Here is an 18,341-nt window from a genome sequence, read left to right on the forward strand (position 1 = left end):
GAATGCCACAAAAAACCCCGGCGTCTTGCAGGCCGCCGGGGTACTTTGGTCAAGGCTGCCGATGGGTGTCGGCGACGCTTGCGTCACTTGATTTCGATCAGAATCTGTCGGTCCAAATGACGGAGTGTGCGTTTCAGTCCCCCTCCGCAAGCCCCCGCCGCAATCGCTACGCGAGGCCGGTGACTTTCTGAGGTTCCGTGCTCGGCATGATCCGGAGCTTGGACCTCTCGGGGTTGCTTGTTGGGCCGATGGACTCGAAGCGCTTCCCCATTGCATTGATCAGCGGTTGTGGATCATCCCCCGACATCGCCGCATCATCGATAAATCTGCAGTATTCGACGCCGTGACGGGACGCCTCGACCTCGGTGGGCCTGTTCGATGGCTCTCTCAGCACAAGATTCGCGATCGATGGGCTGCTTGGAGCCCCTTGCCGTTCAGGCTTTGTCTCCGGCGCTTGTTCAATCGGGCAAACCTCCAGTTCTCCCGCCGCAACCAGATCTCAGACAGACACTCGCCAAATGGCCCGCGTACTTGGGATCATCGAGCCTGAAGCGGTGTTGCATCTCAGTCCAACTGGCATCAATTTGCCTTTAGATCAAGCCCCGTGGGTTCGAACGCATCGGCCTCACCGACAAGGTTGCATTCAGGAACAGGCCTAAACAAACAGTCAACTTATTGAGACAGAATCCTGCGGCCAAACCTCCGCGCGTCGCGGGGGCCGCGCGTTTCCTCTTCGAGGTGAAAGGTCCGAGTCATGAATATCGTGTCTTCGCTAATCGACTCCCAGGGAATTTCAGGCAGGTCTTTTAGCCGTCTGCCTGTTTGGACGGTTGCGGTCTCTATTGGCTTGCTCTCGTCGCTTTCTTACGCACAAGACCAGCCCAAACTCGCCACAGACGCCACCAAGGCGGCCAACGCCAAGCTGCTTCAAGATCTGCCGTTCAACGACAACACTTCTTTCGAGGCGGCCCACAAAGGTTTCATCGCGCCGCTACCGCAAAGCGTGCTCACCGGCCCCAACGGCAACCAGATCTGGGACCCGACCAAGTACGGCTTCATCAAGGAAGGCCAGCCCGCGCCCGACACCGTCAATCCGAGCCTCTGGCGCCAGTCGCAACTGATCAACATCTCCGGCCTGTTCAAGGTGGCCGATGGCATCTATCAGGTCCGCAACTATGACCTGTCGAATATGACCATCGTCGAAGGCAAGACGGGCATCACAGTCATGGACCCCCTGGTGTCCTCGGAGACCGCCAAGGCGGCGCTGGATCTGTACTTCCAGAACCGCCCCAAGAAGCCTGTCGTCGCCGTCATCTACACGCACAGCCATGTGGACCACTATGGCGGCGTACGCGGCGTGATTAACGAAGCCGACGTGAAGTCCGGCAAGGTGAAAATCTATGCGCCGCTTGGCTTCCTGGATGCAGCCGTGGCCGAGAACGTGATGGCAGGCACCGCGATGAGCCGCCGCGCCAGTTACATGTACGGCAACCTGCTGCCTCCCAGTCCCACCGGCCAAATCGGGGCCGGTCTGGGCACCACGACATCTGCAGGTACGGTGACGCTGATCCCGCCCACGGACATCATCGGCAAGACAGGCGACACCCGCACCATCGACGGGCTGACCTACGTGTTCTTGTATGCGCCGGGTAGCGAGGCGCCAGCCGAGTTCCTCTTCTACATCAAAGAAAAGAAGGCGCTCAACGCTGCCGAGGATTCCGCGCACACGCTGCACAACACATACTCGCTACGCGGCGCCAAGATTCGCGAGCCGTTGCCGTGGTCCAAATACCTCAACCAGGCGATGAGCATGTGGGGTAGTGACGTGCAGGTGATGTATGGCATGCACCACTGGCCGGTGTTCGGCAATAAGCAAGTCAACGACCACTTGGCACAGCAGCGCGACATGTACCGCTACATCAACGACGAGACGCTGCGCATGGCGAACAAGGGCATGACCATGACGGAGATTGCCGAGCAGTTCAAGATGCCCAAGGCGATTGCCGCGAACTTCTCCAATCGCGGCTACTACGGCTCGGTCAACCACAACGTCAAGGCCACGTACGTGCTGTACCTGGGCTGGTTCATCGGCAACCCCGCCACTTTGAACGAGTTGCCACCGGACGAAACGGGCAAGCGCTACGTGGACATGATGGGCGGCGCCGACAACCTGCTGAAGAAGGCCAAGGAGTACTACGACAAGGGTGACTATCGCTTTGTCGCTCAGGTCGTGAACAACCTCGTGTTCGCTGATCCCAATAACCAGGCCGCCAAGAACCTTCAGGCAGACGCACTGGAGCAATTGGGATATCAGGCCGAGAGCGGCCCGTGGCGAAACTTCTACCTCACCGGTGCCAAGGAACTGCGTGAAGGAGTCAAGAAGCTGCCGACACCGGACACGGCCAGCCCCGATACGGTACGTGCGATGAACATGGAACTGTTCTTCGACTACCTGGCCATGCGCCTCGATGGCGTGAAGGCTGATGGCAAGACCATTCGCATTAATCTGGACTTCACTGACCTGAAGAAGAAGTACGCACTGGAGATGGAAAACGGCGTGCTCAACCATACCGAAGGCCGTGTACTCAATAACGCCGACACCAGCTTGACGCTGACGCGCGACACCATCAACAAGATCATGCTCAAGGAGACCACGCTCAAGGATGCGATCGCCTCAGGCGCGGTCAAGGTTCAGGGCAACGAAGGCAAGCTGGGTGAGCTGGTTTCCTATCTGGATAACTTCGACTTCTGGTTCCCCATCGTCACACCATAAGGCGTGGGAAGCTCCTGCCGCCTCCCGCCATAGGTTCGAAGGCAAAACGTTCTGGTCGTGAAGCGATTCGTTGTGGCCTCCTGTGTCGCGCTCCGTTGCGACGTAAATCGAACACTCCGCGTGGCGGCATCGGCGGCAAAATAGCCGCGCCTTTCTCCCTGCCCTCGGCGTGCGCCGCCCGCGCTCCCGGCTCAACGAGGGGTACTGGGGGCCGGCTCAGCAATCGTCGCGAGTGCTGAACCGGTCTCTTTCATCAAGGCCGAGCCTGCCTCGCCTGCGGAGGACGCCTGCTTGAGGAGTGGCAGGGACATGGGACGCTCATTCAGCTCAAGTTGTTGATTTCCTTCAACTTCTCCATCAACGTGACGTTTTGTGGAGCGACCTGAAACTGAGCTTACATGTTTTCGATCATCACCTGACCGAAGCCCGAGCAACTCACCTGCGTAGCGCCATCCATCAGCCGCGCGAAGTCGTAGGTGACCTTCTTGCTGGCGATCGACTTCTCGATCGAGCTGATGATCAGGTCGGCCGCATCCGTCCAGCCCATGTGGCGCAACATCATCTCGGCGGAAAGAATCTCGGAGCCCGGGTTCACGTAGTCCTTGCCCGCGTACTTGGGCGCAGTGCCGTGGGTGGCCTCGAACATGGCCACGGTGTCGCTCAAGTTCGCCCCGGGAGCGATGCCGATGCCGCCAACCTGGGCTGCCAGGGCATCGGAGATGTAGTCGCCGTTCAAGTTCAGGGTCGCGACCACGGAGTACTCGGCCGGGCGCAACAGGATCTGCTGCAGGAACGCATCGGCGATGCTGTCCTTGACGGTGATTTCCTTGCCACTCTTCGGATTCTTGAACTTCATCCACGGGCCGCCGTCAATGAGTTCCGCGCCGAATTCCCTGGCGGCCAAGGCGTAGCCCCAGTCACGAAAGCCACCTTCTGTGAACTTCATGATGTTGCCCTTGTGCACCAGGGTCACGCTGGACTTGTCATTGTCGATCGCATATTGATATGCCTTGCGCACGAGCCGCTCGGTGCCTTCGCGTGAAACCGGCTTGACGCCAATACCCGAGGTATTCGGAAAGCGAATCTTCTTGACGCCGAATTCTTCTTGCAGGATCTTGATGAGTCTTTTGGCCTTTTCGCTTTCGGCCTCGAATTCGATACCCGCGTAAATGTCTTCCGAGTTCTCGCGGAAGATCACCATATTGGTCTTGTGCGGCTCCTTCACCGGGCTGGGCACACCCTGGAAATACTGGACCGGGCGGAGGCACACATAAAGATCCAGTTCCTGGCGCAACGCGACATTGAGCGAACGAATGCCACCGCCCACTGGCGTGGTCAACGGACCCTTGATGGAAACCACATAGTCGCGTACGGCATGCAGGGTTTCCTCCGGGAGCCAGACGTCCGGACCGTAGACCTTGGTCGACTTTTCACCGGCGTAGACCTCCATCCAGTGAATCTTCTTCTTACCGCCGTAGGCCTTGGCCACCGCTGCATCAACCACCTTGATCATCACCGGCGTGATGTCCTGGCCTGTGCCGTCTCCCTCGATAAACGGAATGATGGGCTGGTCGGGCACATTCAGAGAATTGTCGGCGTTGACCGTGATCTTCTGGCCTTCAGTCGGGACTTTGATGTGCTGATAGCTTGGCATGTGGTCGGGCGCTCCGGGGAGAAATGTCGAGGAGTGGTGACTAGGAGACAGTGTGTTTCCAGTCGGCTGAATGGCCGTAGAATTTTAGACGCAACCGGCAAAGGCTCTAAACATCTGTCAACCACAGATCAGGCGCCTTCGTTGTTGGCAGACCTTCTGCTGGCCGGGAGGCGTTTACAACCCATCCATGAGGAATTCAGTAATGAGCAAGATTCTCGCAGTCATGATCGCCGGCCTGTTCGCAGCTGGTGCATACGCCCAAAACCCGAGCGGCACGTCGGACGAGCAAGGCAACGCGACCAACAGCAAGTCCCAGCAACGCGCTGAAACGAAGAAGAGTTCGAAGGCACAAGGCCAGGTGAAGACACCCGCCGGCGACATCGCCAAGACGCCCGAAGGCGGCGCGATCGGCACCGACAAGGCTGCCGCATCCGGCGAAGCACGTGCTGAAACCCGCGACACCCGCCGCACCAACAAGGACGGCACCAAGAAGCGCCGTTCGACCCAAGGCGGCACGCCCGATATGCCGGGTGCGAAGTAAGTCGCGACCCGCGTCCATCAAAGCGCCCTGCGGGGCGCTTTTTTGTGGTCCGTCGCACATCGAAAGTCGGGAAAGCCATCGCCGCCTCCGGCAGCGTCGCCGCAAGATGTAAGCTTCGCAGCCCGATTGGAGGCCATGGGGTCGAACGCCCTTCCTTGGCAACCTCCGCCGTTTCCTTTCAAGAGTCAACCCATGTTCCAGCGCCTTTTCGCCCTTCTCGCCCTGTCATTGACGGCCATGGCCCCTGCCTTGGCGCAGGAACCGCAGACGGATCTGCAGCGCGTGCGCCTGACGGCCGGCATGTACCAGATCGACGCCCAAGTAGCGCTGCAACCGCGCGAGCGTGAGATCGGCTTGATGTTCCGCAGGGAAATGCCGCAGCAGGAAGGCATGCTGTTCGTATTCGAGGAGCCGTCCACCCAGTGTTTCTGGATGAAGAACACCATCCTGCCGCTCACGGCCGCCTTCGTGGCCGATGACGGACGCATCGTCAACCTGGTCGACATGCAGCCGCAAACCACCAACACGCATTGCTCCGAGGCGCCGGTGCGCTATGTCCTGGAAATGAACCAAGGCTGGTTCGCCAAGAAGAACATCAAGAAGGGCGTCAAGCTCGGTGGCCCACCGTTCGAAGCGCACCGCTAGAAATTAACCTCCCCCCGAACGCGCCTGCGGCGCCATGGGCGGCAGCCCTAGGCGGAGCTCTTGCGGGCCGCCAAGGCAGGCTTGGAGCCGCGGCCCTCGGCCCCTCGAGGGCGCGCAACACGGCCCGGCAAAGCCGAGTCCGCGGGTGCCCACGCATGGGTTCGATCGCCTTGTTTTCATGCGCCGCCAAGAAAAAGGCCGACCTCATCGGGTCGGCCTTGCCTGATCGCCGAGCTTCGGATCAGCTGAAGTTCTTCGCGGCGAAATCCCAGTTGGCCAGCTTGGCCAGGAAGGTTTCGACGAACTTCGGGCGCAGGTTGCGGTAGTCGATGTAATAGGCGTGTTCCCACACATCGATGGTCAGCAGGGCGGTGTCCGCGGTCGTCAGCGGCGTACCGGCGGCGCCCGTGTTGACGATGTCGACGGTGCCGTCCGGCTTTTTCACCAGCCAGGTCCAGCCCGATCCGAAGTTGCCGACGGCCGACTTGGTGAAGGCTTCCTTGAACGCGTCGAAGCTGCCCCACTTGGTCTCGATGGCCTTGGCCAAGGCGCCGGTGGGTGCGCCGCCGCCTTGCGGCTTCATGCAGGTCCAGAAGAAGGTGTGGTTCCAGATCTGGGCGGAATTGTTATAGATGCCGCCGCTGGACTTCTTGACGATCTCTTCGAGCGTCATGGATTCGAACTCGGTGCCCTTCTGAAGGTTGTTCAGGTTCACCACGTAGGCATTGTGATGCTTGCCATAGTGGTACTCGAGCGTTTCCTTCGAATACTCGGGGGCCAGCGCATCCAGTGCATACGGCAGCGGAGGAAGTACGTGTTCCATGTTTTTTGACTCGCGGGTTGGTTGTGGGAGTGCAGCATTCTAGAAAGGATTGCCGCACCTGATGTCGGACGCAGACGCTTCCCCTCAGGCTGCATTGACCGTCATCTCCACGATCCCGTCCGCCAGGCGCGCCTGCACCGCGTCGCCGGGGGCGAGTTGCCGTGCGCTGGTGATCGCACGCCCTTGCGGGTCTGCGAGCCACGCGTAGCCGCGCTGCAGCACAAGAGCCGGGTCGAGCAGCTGGAGTCGATCGCCGATGCGCCCCAGGCGATCTTGCCGCTGTGCCAGCGCGCGCGCGAATTTCAAGGGCAGGTCGGCTTGCAAGACCCGCTGCGCTTGCGCCAGCCGCTCAGTTTTCGAGACGACCGCATAGTGGAGGCGCTGCGCTTGGTGCGCGAGACCCAGGCGCTGGCGGGCGACCAGGCCGGAAGGCCGTCCGAGCCGGCCCGCGGCCAGGTCCAGCCGCTGCTCGAGCGCATCGAGGCGGCGGCCGAGCGCGTCGTCCAGCCGTTCTCCCACGAGGCCGAGCGCGTCCAGCCACAGCGCCTGCGGGGCAGCCACCAGTTCGGCCGCCGCCGTAGGGGTGGGTGCGCGAACATCGGCGCAGAAATCGGCGATGGTGAAGTCGGTCTCATGGCCGACACCGCTGACCAGCGGCGCCGGACTTGCCGCAATCGTGCGCGCCAGGGTTTCGTCATTGAAGGCCCAGAGGTCTTCGATCGAACCGCCGCCGCGAACAAGCAAGATGGCGTCCGGCGCCGGGACCAGCGCGTAGAGCGCTCGCAAGGCGTCGACCAGTTCGGCCGGCGCCTGTGCGCCCTGCACTGCCGCGGGCGCCAGCACGACTTCGACATGCGGCGCGCGGCGGCGCAGCGCCGTCACGACGTCATGCAATGCGGCAGCGCCCAGCGAAGTCACGAGGCCGATGCGCGTTGGCATCACCGGCAACGGTCGCTTGCGGGCTGGATCGAACAAGCCCTCGGCCTCCAGCCGTGCCTTGCGCTGCAGGAACTGCTCGAACAGGGCACCCTGGCCGGCGCGGCGCAGGCTTTCCACGACCAGTTGCAGGTCCCCCCGGGGCTCATACACCGCAAGACGGCCACGCACCTCGACCTGGTCGCCGTCGCGCGGCTGGAAATCCAGAAGGCTTGCGGCACGCCGGAACATCGCGCAACGCAACTGGCCCGCTTCGTCCTTCAACGAGAAATAGCAGTGGCCACTCGACGCGCGGGAGAAGCCGGAAATCTCGCCGCGCACGGTCACCGGATTGAAGCGCGCGTCGATCGCATCGGCCACCGCGCGACAAAGGGCACCTACGGGCCAGACTCGGCGCGCCAACGCCGAAACTTCATTAAATTCACCCACACGAAATCCATGGAAAGCGAGTTGGCCCGGTGATTGCTCCACAGCCGCATGCACCAAGCGCGGGCAGCCCGCCGATGTCGCCACACATACAGTCTCTGCCGTGCAAGTAATTGATTTGATTGAAGAATATGCTGCTCAAAATTAAGTCGATCTAATGAGAGCCCCTGTGCATGCGGCTCCGGACGCCTTTCCAGCGCAGTTACTCACAAAGTTGTCCACAGAAACTGTGCGTCTGGTCTTACAGGGTTGGCGCTCCCTTCGCAGACCCGTCGCTCGGAGATAATCGCGCCGAATTTTGCAATCCACCCGGCTGGAGAATCATTTGTTATCGATCATAGTTGCCGCGGGCTGGCCCATCTGGCCGTTGCTCGCTTGCTCAGTGCTGGCGCTTGCGCTGGTCATCGAGCGCTTCGTCAACCTCAAGACCGTTCGCGTCCTGCCACCCAAGTTGCTCGACGAAGCCATCACGGTATCGCATTCCTCGATTCCGGGGCCGGACGTGGTCACCAAGCTGGAACAGAACTCCGCGCTCGGGCAGGTGCTGGCTTCGGGCTTCCGGGCGCTCAACGCGAATCCGCGTTGCACGGAAGACGATCTGCGCGCCGCCATGGAAGCGGCCGGCCGCACCGTCGCGCACAAGCTCGAGCGCTGGCTGCCGGCGCTGGCGACCATCGCGTCCGCCGCACCGCTGCTGGGGCTGCTGGGGACGGTGATCGGCATGATCGAGATCTTCGGTTCGCAGTCGCCTGCGAGCGGGGGCGTGGGGTCGGGCAACCCGGCGCAACTCGCGCATGGCATCTCGATTGCGCTCTACAACACGGCCTTCGGGCTTATCGTCGCGATCCCGACGCTGATCTTCTGGCGATACTTCCGCACGCGCGTCGACGAGTACCTGCTGAACCTGGAACTCGCAGGCGAGCGCTTCGCACGACACCTGAACGCGCTGAGGAAGTAGCCGCATGCCCTGTCCCATCCTGAACTCGCTACCCCTCGGCTCATCTGAGCGGGCCTGCGGAGGCATGTCGTGACGCGGGGCCGCATGCATTTTCGCCACGGTGCGCGCGATGAACCGGAGATCAACCTGATTCCGTTCATCGACGTGCTGCTGGTGGTGTTGATCTTCCTGATGCTGTCGACCACGTACAGCAAGTTCACGGAGATGCAACTGCGGCTGCCCGTGGCGGACGCGGACGCGCAGCGCGACTACCCCAAGGAAATCATTGCCGCCGTGTCAGCAGACGGTCGCTATTCGATCAACAAGACCGTCCTGCCCGATCGCAGCGTCGAAACGGTGGCCGCCGCGCTCTCCTCCGCATCACGGGGCGGCAAGGATTCGGTGGTGGTGATCAGTGCCGACGCCAATGCCTCCCATCAATCCGTGATCACGGTCATGGAGGGCGCTCGCCGAGCCGGGCTGATGCAGATCACGTTCGCGACGCAATCGGCCGCACAGGCCGGGCGCTGAAGCTTGGATCTGCAGCGGGCATGGCTCGGTCGCGGCCCGCTGGCGCGGCTGCTGTGGCCGGTCTCGCTGGTCTTCGGCGCATTGGCGGGCCTGCGACGCTGGCTGTACCGGCTTGGCGTCTTTCGCACCGAGCGCGTGGACGTCCCGGTGCTGGTGGTCGGCAACGTCATCGCAGGTGGGTCGGGCAAGACGCCCGTGGTGATCGCGCTGGTCCAGCATCTGCGCGCGCGCGGCGTCCAGGTCGGCGTGATCTCGCGTGGCTACGGCCGCAAGACAACGGATTGCCGGGAGGTGCTGCCCGGCGCCGACCCGCACGAGGTCGGCGACGAGGCCGCGCTGACACGCCAGCTCACAGGCGTGCCGGTCTTCGTCGCGGCGAAGCGCATCGAGGCCGCACGCGCCTTGCTGCAGCAGCATCCTCGAACCCGGCTCATCGTGAGCGACGACGGGCTGCAGCACCTGGCGCTCGCGCGGGACTTCGAGATTTGCGTGTTCGACGATCGCGGCGTTGGCAACGGTTGGTTGCTGCCGGCGGGACCATTGCGCGAGCACTGGCCGCGGCGCTGCGACCTGGTGCTGCACACCGGCGCCCGGCCGGCATTCGACAGGGGCTTTCGTTCGCAACGCACGCTGGCCGACCATGCATTGCGCAGCGATGGCAGCCGTGTCTCCCTCGCGGAATTGGTTGGCCAACCCGTTGTCGCCCTGGCCGCCGTTGCGAAGCCCGACGGCTTCTTCGAGATGTTGCGAGCGCGCGGCATCCAGCCAGAACGCTGCTTGCCGCTGCCGGACCATTTCGATTTCGAGGACTGGCAACGCCCGCCAGGGAACCAGCTCCTCCTTTGCACCGAGAAGGACGCCGTGAAGCTGTGGCGCGTGGCCCCGGAAGCGTTGGCCGTGCCGCTGGTGTTCACGCCCGAGCCCGCGTTCTTCGACGCGCTCGACGCAAAGCTATCATCGCTCGATGGACACCAAGCTGCTTGAATTGCTGGTCTGCCCCGTGACCAAGGGGCCGCTGACCTGGAACCCGGAGAAGCAGGAACTCTCTTCCCGCTCCGCACGCCTCGCCTATCCGGTGCGCGACGGCATTCCGGTACTGCTGGAAAACGAGGCGCGAACCCTGACCGACGACGAGTTGGGGCTTTGAGCAACGCCGGATCGCTTCCGGGTGCTGCGTCCCCCGCTTCAGGCCGCGACGAGGACAACGGCGCACCTCGCGCGGACGTTCGCTTCATCGTCCTCATTCCCGCACGGCTCGCGTCGACGCGTCTGCCGGACAAGCCGCTGGCGGACATCTGCGGCATTCCCATGGTGGTCCGTGTCGCGCAACGGGCGGATCTGTCGAGCGCGACGCGCGTCGTGGTCGCCGCCGATGACGTGCGCATCGTGGACGCCTGCCGCGCCCATGGCGTCGAAGTCCTCCTCACCCGCACCGACCATGTGAGCGGCAGTGATCGGCTGGCGGAGGCCTGCACGTTGCTCCGCCTGGCCGACGATGAAATCGTGGTCAACGTGCAGGGCGACGAGCCGCTGATCGATCCGTCGCTGATCGACGCCGTGGCGATGACCCTTTCCAATGAACCCGAAGCATCGATGAGCACCGCCGTGCACGCCATCGATTCGACTGAGGATTTCCTGAACCCGAACGTGGTCAAGGCCGTGCTGGATGCGCGGGGCCATGCCCTCTACTTCAGCCGTGCACCGATACCGTGGTGGCGCGACGGCTTCGCCAGCGAGTCGCCGGGTGCGCTGCCGACGCCGGCGCCATTGCGACACATCGGCATCTACGGCTATCGCGCCGGATTCATTCGCCAGTTCCCAGCCCTGCCGCCCGCGCCTATCGAATCCGTCGAAGCGCTCGAACAATTGCGCGCCATGTGGCATGGCCATCGCATCGCAGTGCACGTGAGCGACCATGCCCCGGGTCCGGGCGTCGACACGCCGGAAGACCTGGTGCGCGTCCGCGCGCGCGTCGCCGCGACGCCATAGCCAGACAGCGGTTTTCCCCCAGAGGGAGGGGCAAATGCCCATGCTATCCTCGAAGCAGTCATGACACCTGACCTGCCCGAGCGGCATGCGTGGGGTGTCAATCGATATCCCAAGAACCCTTTCGAGGACACCATGAGACTGATTTTGTTGGGCGCCCCCGGGGCAGGTAAAGGCACGCAGGCGACTTTCATCTGCAAGAAATACGGCATACCGCAGATCTCGACGGGCGATATGTTGCGCGCCGCAGTCAAGGCCGGCACGCCACTGGGACTTCAAGCCAAGTCAGTCATGGAATCGGGTGGGTTGGTCGGCGACGACCTGATCATCAATCTCGTCAAGGAACGTATCACGCAGCCCGATTGCGCGAATGGCTTCCTGTTCGACGGCTTCCCCCGCACGATCCCGCAAGCCGAGGCGATGAAGGCCGAAGGCGTCAAGCTCGACTACGTGCTGGAAATCGAAGTGCCCTTCGAGGACATCATCGAACGCATGAGCGGACGTCGTTCGCACTCGGCATCGGGCCGCACCTACCACGTCAAGTTCAATCCGCCCAAGGTCGAAGGCATCGACGACGTGACCGGCGAGCCGCTGATCCAGCGCCCCGACGACAACGAAGAGACCGTGCGCCATCGGCTCGACGTCTACAGCCAGCAAACCCGCCCGCTGGTGAACTACTACGCCACCTGGGCCAAGACCGAGCCTGAGGCCGCGCCGAAGTACCGCGCCATCGCCGGCGTCGGCAGCGTGGACGACATCACGCAACGGGCCTTCGCGGCGTTGAGCAACTAAGCGAGAGCGAGAAGCGGGGCCCGGACGCGGGCCCCTGATTCGACGCGCTGCGTCAGCGCGACGGCTGGCGAGTCAGCAATTCAAGCATGAGTGCAATGCGCGCCTTGACCGGACTCAGCCCGCCGGCATCGCGCAACGCATCCCCGGGTTTGGGCAGGATGCGGCCATTGGAGCAACGCGTGGCGCGCAGTACCGCGATGCCCGCTGCCTGCGCCCTGAGCGCAGCCGCCTCCAACGCGTGATGCAGCGTGCCGTTGCCGGTGGCGGCCAGCACCAACCCCTGGACGGCGTCCGTGCCTCCAACTGCATGCTCCCGGACCAGCGAATCGACGATCGCGCCGCTCGCGCCGGCATGGCTCAGCATGATTTCCACGCGAGGCGCAGCACTGGCGCCTGAAACTGCGTCGATCTCCGCCGGCGACCACTGTGTGCTCGTCGAGGGCCAGCTCCGCACGGAACGAACCGCACCCTCCTCGACATAGCCGATCGGTCCGGCGTCGCCGGAAGAGAAGGCATCGAGCCGATAGGTGTGGACCTTCTGCACATCGAGCGCCCCATGGATCACTCCCGCGCAGACCGCGAGCACACCGCTCGCATTTGCCGTAGCCGCAACGACTACCGCATCCCGCACGTTCTGCGGCCCGTCAGGCGACAGCGACGTCGCCGGCCGCATCGCACATGTCAACACCACAGGCTTCTGCGACCGCAGCGTCGAATGCAGGAAGAAGGCCGTCTCTTCCAGCGTATCGGTCCCATGCGTGATCACGAGACCGACGACATCTGGCTGCACCAGCCAATGCGCGCAACGCGCGGCCAGGCGCTGCCAGATCGCGAAGTCCATGTCCTTGCTGTCCACCTGTGCCACCTGCTCCGACTGCAACGTGACGCCAGCCACCTCGATGCCACCCAGCAACTCCGACACGCCGACCTCCGCCGCCGTGTAGCCGATGTTGTCGCCGGGCTGCGTGGACCGGCCGGCAATGGTGCCTCCCGTGCCGAGGACCACCACGCGCCTGGACTCCTTCACTGCCTTGCTCGCGACCATGCTTGCCATCTTTCAGAAACTGGTTAAAAATACAGGTACTGGATATTCAACCAGTGCCGCAAGGAGTCAAGCGCATGCTCAACCTGTCGAACTTTGCCGTCAAGCTTACCGCCCGCCAGCAGCAGATCCTGGACTTGATCCAGAGCGCTATTGCCCGGACCGGCGCGCCGCCCACACGAGCAGAAATCGCGGCTGAATTGGGCTTCAAGTCCGCCAACGCGGCCGAAGAACATTTGCAGGCGCTGGCGCGCAAGGGCGTCATCGAACTGGTCAGCGGCACCTCGCGCGGCATCCGCCTGAAGGGCGAGGTCTTGCGCGCCATCAACGAAACACGCTCCAGCCAGTATTCGCTGGGCCTGCCCGGCATGGCCCAATTGGCGCTCCCCTTGGTCGGCCGAGTCGCGGCAGGCTCGCCGATCCTCGCGCAGGAACACATCGATCAGACCTACTACGTCGAAAACACGCTGTTCCAACGCCAGCCCGACTATCTGCTCAAGGTGCGCGGCATGTCCATGCGCGACGCGGGCATCATGGATGGCGACCTGCTCGCAGTCCAGTCCACCAAGGAAGTGCGCAACGGCCAGATCGTCGTCGCCCGCCTCGGCGATGAAGTCACCGTCAAGCGGCTGCGGCGCAACAAGCAGGTGATCGAGCTGCATGCCGAAAACCCCGACTACCCCACCATCATCGTGCAGCCGGGCGAGCCCTTTGAAATCGAAGGCCTGGCCGTCGGCCTGATCCGGAACACGATGCTGATGTAGCCATTACCGACGCAACAGGTGGCGGGCGTATGGCGAAGAGGCCATCACCCTGTTGCGGTCGACCTGAAGAAATCCTGCCTGTGTTCAACCTCTGACCAATCTGGAGTTCACATGGGAATCGCTTTTCTGACCTTGGCTGAAATCTTCACGCCCCTGCAATCGCTGGCCAGCCGATGGATGCCCGCGCGTCGCCGGAGCGGGCTGCGCTACGTGGCGGTGCGCCCCGGATGCACGGCCCGCGCATCCGCGAGCAAGCCGACGCCTGGCGCCAGGCCCTTGCGCGTGGTGCGCATACTGGATGCACAGCGCACGACCACCGGTGCGGGCCGCGTCGTCATCTCGGGCCGCATGGCCGATGTCTGCGCCGAGCTCGACCGGCTCGCCGCGCTGGAAGCCGCGGACGATGCCAGGCGCCTGATGCATTGAGCCATCCTTGCGGGCGCGACACACGCAGCGCACGGCCTTCGAGGGTGCAAGGCACAATAACGTGCCATGAATATCGTGATCCTCGACGACTACCAGGATGCGGTGCGCAAATTGCGCTGCGCGAGCAAGCTCGACGCCTATGCCGCCAAGGTCTATACCAACACCGTCAAGGGGATCGGCCAACTGTCGGTGCGATTGAGAGACGCTGACGTGATCGTCCTGATTCGCGAGCGCACCCAGATCTCCCGGCAACTGGTCGAGAAGCTGCCCAAGCTCAAGCTCATTTCGCAAACCGGCCGTGTGGGCAGCCACATCGACGTGAACGCCTGCAGCGAATTGGGCGTCGCGGTGGCCGAGGGCAGCGGTTCGCCGCTTGCTCCAGCCGAGTTGACCTGGGCCCTGATCATGTCCGCGATGCGCCGGCTGCCGCAGTACATCAGCAACCTCAAGCACGGCGCATGGCAGCAGTCCGGCCTCAAGTCGGCCTCGATGCCGCCGAACTTCGGCCTGGGATCGGTGCTCAAGGGCAAGACGCTCGGTATCTGGGGCTACGGCCGCATCGGGCAACTGGTGGCGCGCTATGGACAGGCCTTCGGCATGCAGGTCGTCATCTGGGGACGTGAAGCGAGTTGCGCCAAGGCGCGATCCGACGGACTGCAGATCGCGCCGAGCCGCGAGGCATTGTTCGAGATGTCCGATGTGCTCTCGGTGCACCTGCGGCTCATGGACGAGACACGCGGCATCGTGACCCTGGCGGACTTGTCGCGGATGCAACCGACCGCGCTGTTCGTCAACACGTCGCGCGCAGAGCTGGTCGAGTCCGACGCCCTGCTTGCAGCACTCAATCGGGGCCGGCCCGGTCTCGCTGCGATCGACGTCTTCGAGAGCGAACCACCGCTGCAGGGACACGCGCTGCTGCGCCTTGAAAACTGCATCTGCACGCCGCACATCGGCTACGTCGAGCAAGAGAGCTACGAGCTCTACTTCGGCCAGGCTTTCGACAATGTCGCGAGCTTCATCAAGGGCAATCCGACCAACATCGTCAATCCTGGCGCCTTGCAGGTTCGCCGTTGAGTCGCCCTCCGCTTCCGGGCGCGCTCTGGGCGCTGCTGGCGGGCAACTTCGTCATCGGCACCGGCGTCATGCTGGTCGCGGGCACGCTCAACGAGATCAGTGATTCGTTCGGCGTGAGCGTGGCTGCAGCGGGCCAGCTGATGACGGCGGGCGCGCTGGTAGTCTGCTTCGGCGCACCGCTGCTGGCAGCCCTTGTGGCGGGCTGGGACCGGCGAACGCTTCTGGCGCTGACGATGGTCTGGTATGCGGTCTGCAACGTGGCGGCATCACTCATGCCGAGCTACCTTGGGCTTCTGCTCATGCGCATGCTGACGATGCTGGCGCCAGCCATCTTCACGGCGCAGGCCGCGGCGTCAGTGGGCATGCTGGTTCCGGCGGATCAGCGCGGCCGGGGTGTGACGTTCGTGTTCCTCGGTTGGTCGATGGCATCGGTGCTGGGCCTGCCGCTGGGCGCGTGGCTCGGCGGCCACTACGGCTGGCGGACTGCATTCGTGGCCATTGCCGTCGCCGCATTCTTCAGTGCGGCCGCGATATGGTGGACGATGCCGAACGGCATTCGCCCCGCGGCACTCACGCGGGCGGCCTGGGTGCGCGTCTTCAGGAGTCCGGCCTTGATGGGCGTGCTGGCGGTCACCGCATTGCAAAGCACCGGCCAATTCGTGGTGTTCGCCTATTTCGCCCCCTTGCTCAAGCAGCAACTCGGCGCCGACGCAACGACGCAGAGCTTTATCTGGGGCTGGTTTGGCGCCTGTGGCCTGGTCGGCAATCTCCTGGTCAGTCGCTACATCGACCGCATTGGCGCGGGCCGCGCGGCGCTGGTGACCACGGTGCTCATGGCAACGAGCCTGTTGCTGTGGCCGCTGGGCATCAATTTCGTGGTCTTCGCCCTGGTGCTGCTACCTTGGGGCCTCGGCTGCTTCGCGGCCAATTCGGCCCAGCAGGCGCGGCTGGTCGGAATGGCGCCGGCGATGGCGCCCGGGTCGGTCGCGCTCAACAGCTCGGGGATGTTCATCGGGCAGGCCATCGGCGCTGCCACCGGGGGTTGGCTGCTGGCGCAAGACGCCGCGAGCTGGATGCATTGGGTCGGCTTCTTCACGATGCTTGCGGCGATGGCGCTGAGCATTGTGGTTGAGCGCTTGCCAAAGCCGGAGTGATTCAACCAACCTTCCGCCCAATGCGCGCGCGTGCGGCGCGCGGGCGAGAGCAGGGGCAGCAGCAGCTCTTGCGGATCGGGTAAGCCTGCTCTCGGGTTCCCAACGTTTCAACGGCAGCACCGGTGACCGGCAAACCCAATTCGCGGCGCGCCCGCGAAGGGCTCCCTTTTGCATGCCACTGCCTTGAGTGGCGCGATCGGAAATGCAGCGCCACCGCAACGGATATCAACCGTAGCGTAGGTCGCCGCTCTCAGCGCTTGATGATGCGCTTCGGCGCGATCTCCGCTTCGGTCTCGGGATCGAACAGGTCGAAGTCGATGATGTGCGGATCGGCCGGACCCGAAGCCGGCGCTGTCGGCGGAGGCTCGATGGGCGCAGCGATGGTCTCGAAAGCAGTCTTGTCGAACTGCGCCAGGTCCATGTCGACGGCCGGCTTCGTCTCGGACGATTCCACCGGGCTCATTTCGGTTTCGGCCAGCAAGCCTGCATCGATCTCGCCGTAGATGGAGGGGAAAGCTTCGATCGGCGGCTTGGGGGTAGACGGCGCCTTTGTCGTTGCCGGCCTGGGCTCGGGGATCAACGGGGCGGGGATCGATGCGGCCGGCATCATCACGGTCGGCTCGCTCATCAGCGTGGCACGCGCCGTGGGTTGCATGTCATGGCTGAACGTGTCGACGAACGGGATCGGCGTGATCGGCGCGGGCGCCGTGTCGGGGTCGACGACTTCCTTCGCAATGGCGTAGAGCAGCAACAGTTCCTGGTAGGCGGCAAGGTCGAAGGCCTCGTCCTCGTGCACGCCCGGCTTGCGGAACACCAGTTCCTCGATGAGCGCCAGCGTGCCTGCGGTCGGCCACTGCGATTCGATACGGGCGAGCGCGCTGCGGTAGTGCTCCAGGCCGCGACCACCGAGCGAGAAGTCGTCGAACTCGGGGACTTCGGCATTGAAGGCGCGCTCGAAGTCCGTCGCCAGGTGGGCGTACTCATCGCGACGACCCAGCGCGTGATAGATCTTGAACAGGTCGAGATAAGCCAACGCGCTGGTATCCGGGTTGGCCGCGATGTGCTCTACGAGCACGGCGATCGCCTGGTCGTGCTGGCCCAGCGAAAGGAAGAAGTCCGATTGCTGCTGCACATCGAACAGTTCCTCGGTATTGACCGGGCGCGTGGCCGCGACCTCGACGGGCGCGACGACCGCGACGCCAGTGGGACCATAGGTCGTATCGGCATTGGTCGCCGCCAGCAATGCGGCGTGGCGCGGATCGAGTTCACGACCGCCCAGCGGCGCACGCTGGGTGGGCTCGTGCTCGTCTTCTTCTTCGTCGAACTTGCTGTCGGCGGGCAACACGGGAGGTGCGCCGCTTGGTGCCGGGCGCGGTTCGGGCGCATCGCCCCACCAGGCTGGCGCCGTGGCGCGACGCGACACACGCCAGAGCAAGCCGATGGCGAGCACCGCCAAGGCCAGCAGCGCGACAAGCATGTAGACCAGCGGATTGCGATAGCGGCTCTCGCGGGCATCGGCCAGCTCGCTGCGCATTTCGAGCAGCGCGCGCTGGTTCTGCGCGGTTTGTTCCCGCAGGGCGGCCAAGGTCGCCTCGAGCGACTGAATGCGCTGGGATTCGCGCTGCGCGTCTTCCGGCGGGGCCGCGAGCGCTCGCCACTGGGCAGCGGCTTGGGCGCGCTTGGCCAGGTCCTCGGTCGCGGGAACGGTCAGTTGGGGGGAAGTCTTCAGGCCACCGTCACGCGTGAGCGCAGGTTCCAGGGCCTCGATTTTCAGCCGCGGACCCGCCGGCGGCGCTTCGACAGCCGGCGCGGGAGCGGGTGGCGGCGGGACCGGAGC

18 protein-coding genes are annotated in these 18,341 nt (G+C 63.8%); 13 read left to right on the top strand and 5 right to left on the bottom strand.

Annotation, left to right across the window (positions count from 1 at the left end; translation table 11 throughout):
* The first annotated feature begins 754 nt into the window (after positions 1–754).
* Positions 755–2,773 (top strand): alkyl/aryl-sulfatase, encoded by a 2,019-nt coding sequence (locus tag HCU76_RS06310; protein WP_218508765.1) that lies wholly within the window; start codon positions 755–757, stop codon positions 2,771–2,773.
* A gap of 394 nt (positions 2,774–3,167) precedes the next feature.
* On the opposite strand, the gene icd is transcribed toward HCU76_RS06310, so the two are convergent.
* Positions 3,168–4,427 (bottom strand): NADP-dependent isocitrate dehydrogenase, encoded by a 1,260-nt coding sequence (icd, locus tag HCU76_RS06315; protein WP_213959828.1) that lies wholly within the window; start codon positions 4,425–4,427, stop codon positions 3,168–3,170.
* Between the two features lie 223 nt (positions 4,428–4,650).
* On the opposite strand from icd, the gene HCU76_RS06320 reads away from it, so the two are divergent.
* Both HCU76_RS06320 and HCU76_RS06325 read left to right on the top strand, forming a co-directional pair.
* Positions 4,651–4,968, top strand: coding sequence for a cell envelope biogenesis protein TolA (locus HCU76_RS06320; RefSeq protein ID WP_256354026.1), 318 nt, complete (start codon positions 4,651–4,653; stop codon positions 4,966–4,968).
* A gap of 192 nt (positions 4,969–5,160) precedes the next feature.
* Positions 5,161–5,613 carry a DUF192 domain-containing protein gene (locus HCU76_RS06325; RefSeq protein ID WP_213959826.1) on the top strand — a complete coding sequence of 151 codons (453 nt, stop codon included), beginning with the start codon at positions 5,161–5,163 and terminating at the stop codon, positions 5,611–5,613.
* Between the two features lie 241 nt (positions 5,614–5,854).
* On the opposite strand, the gene HCU76_RS36530 is transcribed toward HCU76_RS06325, so the two are convergent.
* Positions 5,855–6,436 carry a superoxide dismutase gene (locus tag HCU76_RS36530; RefSeq protein WP_213959825.1) on the bottom strand — a complete coding sequence of 194 codons (582 nt, stop codon included), beginning with the start codon at positions 6,434–6,436 and terminating at the stop codon, positions 5,855–5,857.
* Between the two features lie 84 nt (positions 6,437–6,520).
* Complete coding sequence (gene xseA, locus HCU76_RS36535; protein ID WP_213959824.1) at positions 6,521–7,801, bottom strand: exodeoxyribonuclease VII large subunit; 1,281 nt, start codon at positions 7,799–7,801, stop codon at positions 6,521–6,523.
* Positions 7,802–8,123: 322 nt separating this feature from the next.
* Between xseA and HCU76_RS06335 the strand changes: the two genes are divergently transcribed.
* The 6 genes from HCU76_RS06335 to adk all read left to right on the top strand — a co-directional run bounded on the left by HCU76_RS06335 (position 8,124) and on the right by adk (position 12,044).
* Complete coding sequence (locus tag HCU76_RS06335) at positions 8,124–8,756, top strand: MotA/TolQ/ExbB proton channel family protein (RefSeq protein WP_213959823.1); 633 nt, start codon at positions 8,124–8,126, stop codon at positions 8,754–8,756.
* Positions 8,757–8,840: 84 nt separating this feature from the next.
* Positions 8,841–9,266 (top strand): biopolymer transporter ExbD, encoded by a 426-nt coding sequence (locus HCU76_RS06340; protein ID WP_213959822.1) that lies wholly within the window; start codon positions 8,841–8,843, stop codon positions 9,264–9,266.
* Between the two features lie 3 nt (positions 9,267–9,269).
* Positions 9,270–10,250 carry a tetraacyldisaccharide 4'-kinase gene (lpxK, locus tag HCU76_RS06345; RefSeq protein WP_213959821.1) on the top strand — a complete coding sequence of 327 codons (981 nt, stop codon included), beginning with the start codon at positions 9,270–9,272 and terminating at the stop codon, positions 10,248–10,250.
* Positions 10,231–10,413, top strand: a complete 183-nt coding sequence (locus tag HCU76_RS06350) for a Trm112 family protein (protein WP_213959820.1) — start codon at positions 10,231–10,233, stop codon at positions 10,411–10,413. Before lpxK ends, HCU76_RS06350 begins: the two co-directional genes overlap by 20 nt.
* A gap of 86 nt (positions 10,414–10,499) precedes the next feature.
* A complete protein-coding gene (gene kdsB / locus HCU76_RS06355; RefSeq protein WP_345944814.1) occupies positions 10,500–11,255 on the top strand; it encodes a 3-deoxy-manno-octulosonate cytidylyltransferase in 756 nt (251 codons plus the stop codon).
* Between the two features lie 132 nt (positions 11,256–11,387).
* Positions 11,388–12,044: an adenylate kinase gene (gene adk / locus HCU76_RS06360; RefSeq protein WP_213959818.1), complete on the top strand. Its 657-nt coding sequence runs from the start codon at positions 11,388–11,390 to the stop codon at positions 12,042–12,044.
* Between the two features lie 52 nt (positions 12,045–12,096).
* Here adk and HCU76_RS06365 read toward each other — a convergent pair whose 3' ends face one another.
* Complete coding sequence (locus HCU76_RS06365) at positions 12,097–13,089, bottom strand: asparaginase (RefSeq protein ID WP_213959817.1); 993 nt, start codon at positions 13,087–13,089, stop codon at positions 12,097–12,099.
* A 74-nt stretch (positions 13,090–13,163) separates the two neighbouring features.
* On the opposite strand from HCU76_RS06365, the gene lexA reads away from it, so the two are divergent.
* The 4 genes from lexA (at position 13,164) to HCU76_RS06385 (ending at position 16,504) form a co-directional block, all read left to right on the top strand.
* Positions 13,164–13,850, top strand: coding sequence for a transcriptional repressor LexA (lexA, locus tag HCU76_RS06370; RefSeq protein WP_213959816.1), 687 nt, complete (start codon positions 13,164–13,166; stop codon positions 13,848–13,850).
* A gap of 111 nt (positions 13,851–13,961) precedes the next feature.
* Complete coding sequence (locus tag HCU76_RS06375; protein WP_213959815.1) at positions 13,962–14,276, top strand: hypothetical protein; 315 nt, start codon at positions 13,962–13,964, stop codon at positions 14,274–14,276.
* A gap of 66 nt (positions 14,277–14,342) precedes the next feature.
* Positions 14,343–15,350, top strand: coding sequence for a D-2-hydroxyacid dehydrogenase family protein (locus tag HCU76_RS06380; RefSeq protein WP_213959814.1), 1,008 nt, complete (start codon positions 14,343–14,345; stop codon positions 15,348–15,350).
* Positions 15,347–16,504 (top strand): MFS transporter, encoded by a 1,158-nt coding sequence (locus HCU76_RS06385; protein WP_213959813.1) that lies wholly within the window; start codon positions 15,347–15,349, stop codon positions 16,502–16,504. Before HCU76_RS06380 ends, HCU76_RS06385 begins: the two co-directional genes overlap by 4 nt.
* 250 nt (positions 16,505–16,754) lie before the next feature.
* Here the strand turns inward: HCU76_RS06385 and HCU76_RS06390 are convergent.
* The coding region (locus HCU76_RS06390) for a hypothetical protein (RefSeq protein WP_218508766.1) at positions 16,755–18,341 on the bottom strand (1,587 nt) is incomplete at its 5' end.

It is taken from the genome of Variovorax sp. dw_308 (genome assembly GCF_019207085.1).
Taxonomy (GTDB): domain Bacteria; phylum Pseudomonadota; class Gammaproteobacteria; order Burkholderiales; family Burkholderiaceae_C; genus Variovorax.

Coding starts and splice junctions, on each gene's coding strand:
- HCU76_RS06310 (WP_218508765.1), top strand. CDS start 755: ATGAATATCGTGTCTTCGCTAATCGACTCCCAGGGAATTTCAGGCAGG.
- icd (WP_213959828.1), bottom strand. CDS start 4,427: ATGCCAAGCTATCAGCACATCAAAGTCCCGACTGAAGGCCAGAAGATC.
- HCU76_RS06320 (WP_256354026.1), top strand. CDS start 4,651: ATGATCGCCGGCCTGTTCGCAGCTGGTGCATACGCCCAAAACCCGAGC.
- HCU76_RS06325 (WP_213959826.1), top strand. CDS start 5,161: ATGTTCCAGCGCCTTTTCGCCCTTCTCGCCCTGTCATTGACGGCCATG.
- HCU76_RS36530 (WP_213959825.1), bottom strand. CDS start 6,436: ATGGAACACGTACTTCCTCCGCTGCCGTATGCACTGGATGCGCTGGCC.
- HCU76_RS06340 (WP_213959822.1), top strand. CDS start 8,841: ATGCATTTTCGCCACGGTGCGCGCGATGAACCGGAGATCAACCTGATT.
- HCU76_RS06350 (WP_213959820.1), top strand. CDS start 10,231: ATGGACACCAAGCTGCTTGAATTGCTGGTCTGCCCCGTGACCAAGGGG.
- adk (WP_213959818.1), top strand. CDS start 11,388: ATGAGACTGATTTTGTTGGGCGCCCCCGGGGCAGGTAAAGGCACGCAG.
- HCU76_RS06365 (WP_213959817.1), bottom strand. CDS start 13,089: ATGGTCGCGAGCAAGGCAGTGAAGGAGTCCAGGCGCGTGGTGGTCCTC.
- lexA (WP_213959816.1), top strand. CDS start 13,164: ATGCTCAACCTGTCGAACTTTGCCGTCAAGCTTACCGCCCGCCAGCAG.
- HCU76_RS06375 (WP_213959815.1), top strand. CDS start 13,962: ATGGGAATCGCTTTTCTGACCTTGGCTGAAATCTTCACGCCCCTGCAA.
- HCU76_RS06380 (WP_213959814.1), top strand. CDS start 14,343: ATGAATATCGTGATCCTCGACGACTACCAGGATGCGGTGCGCAAATTG.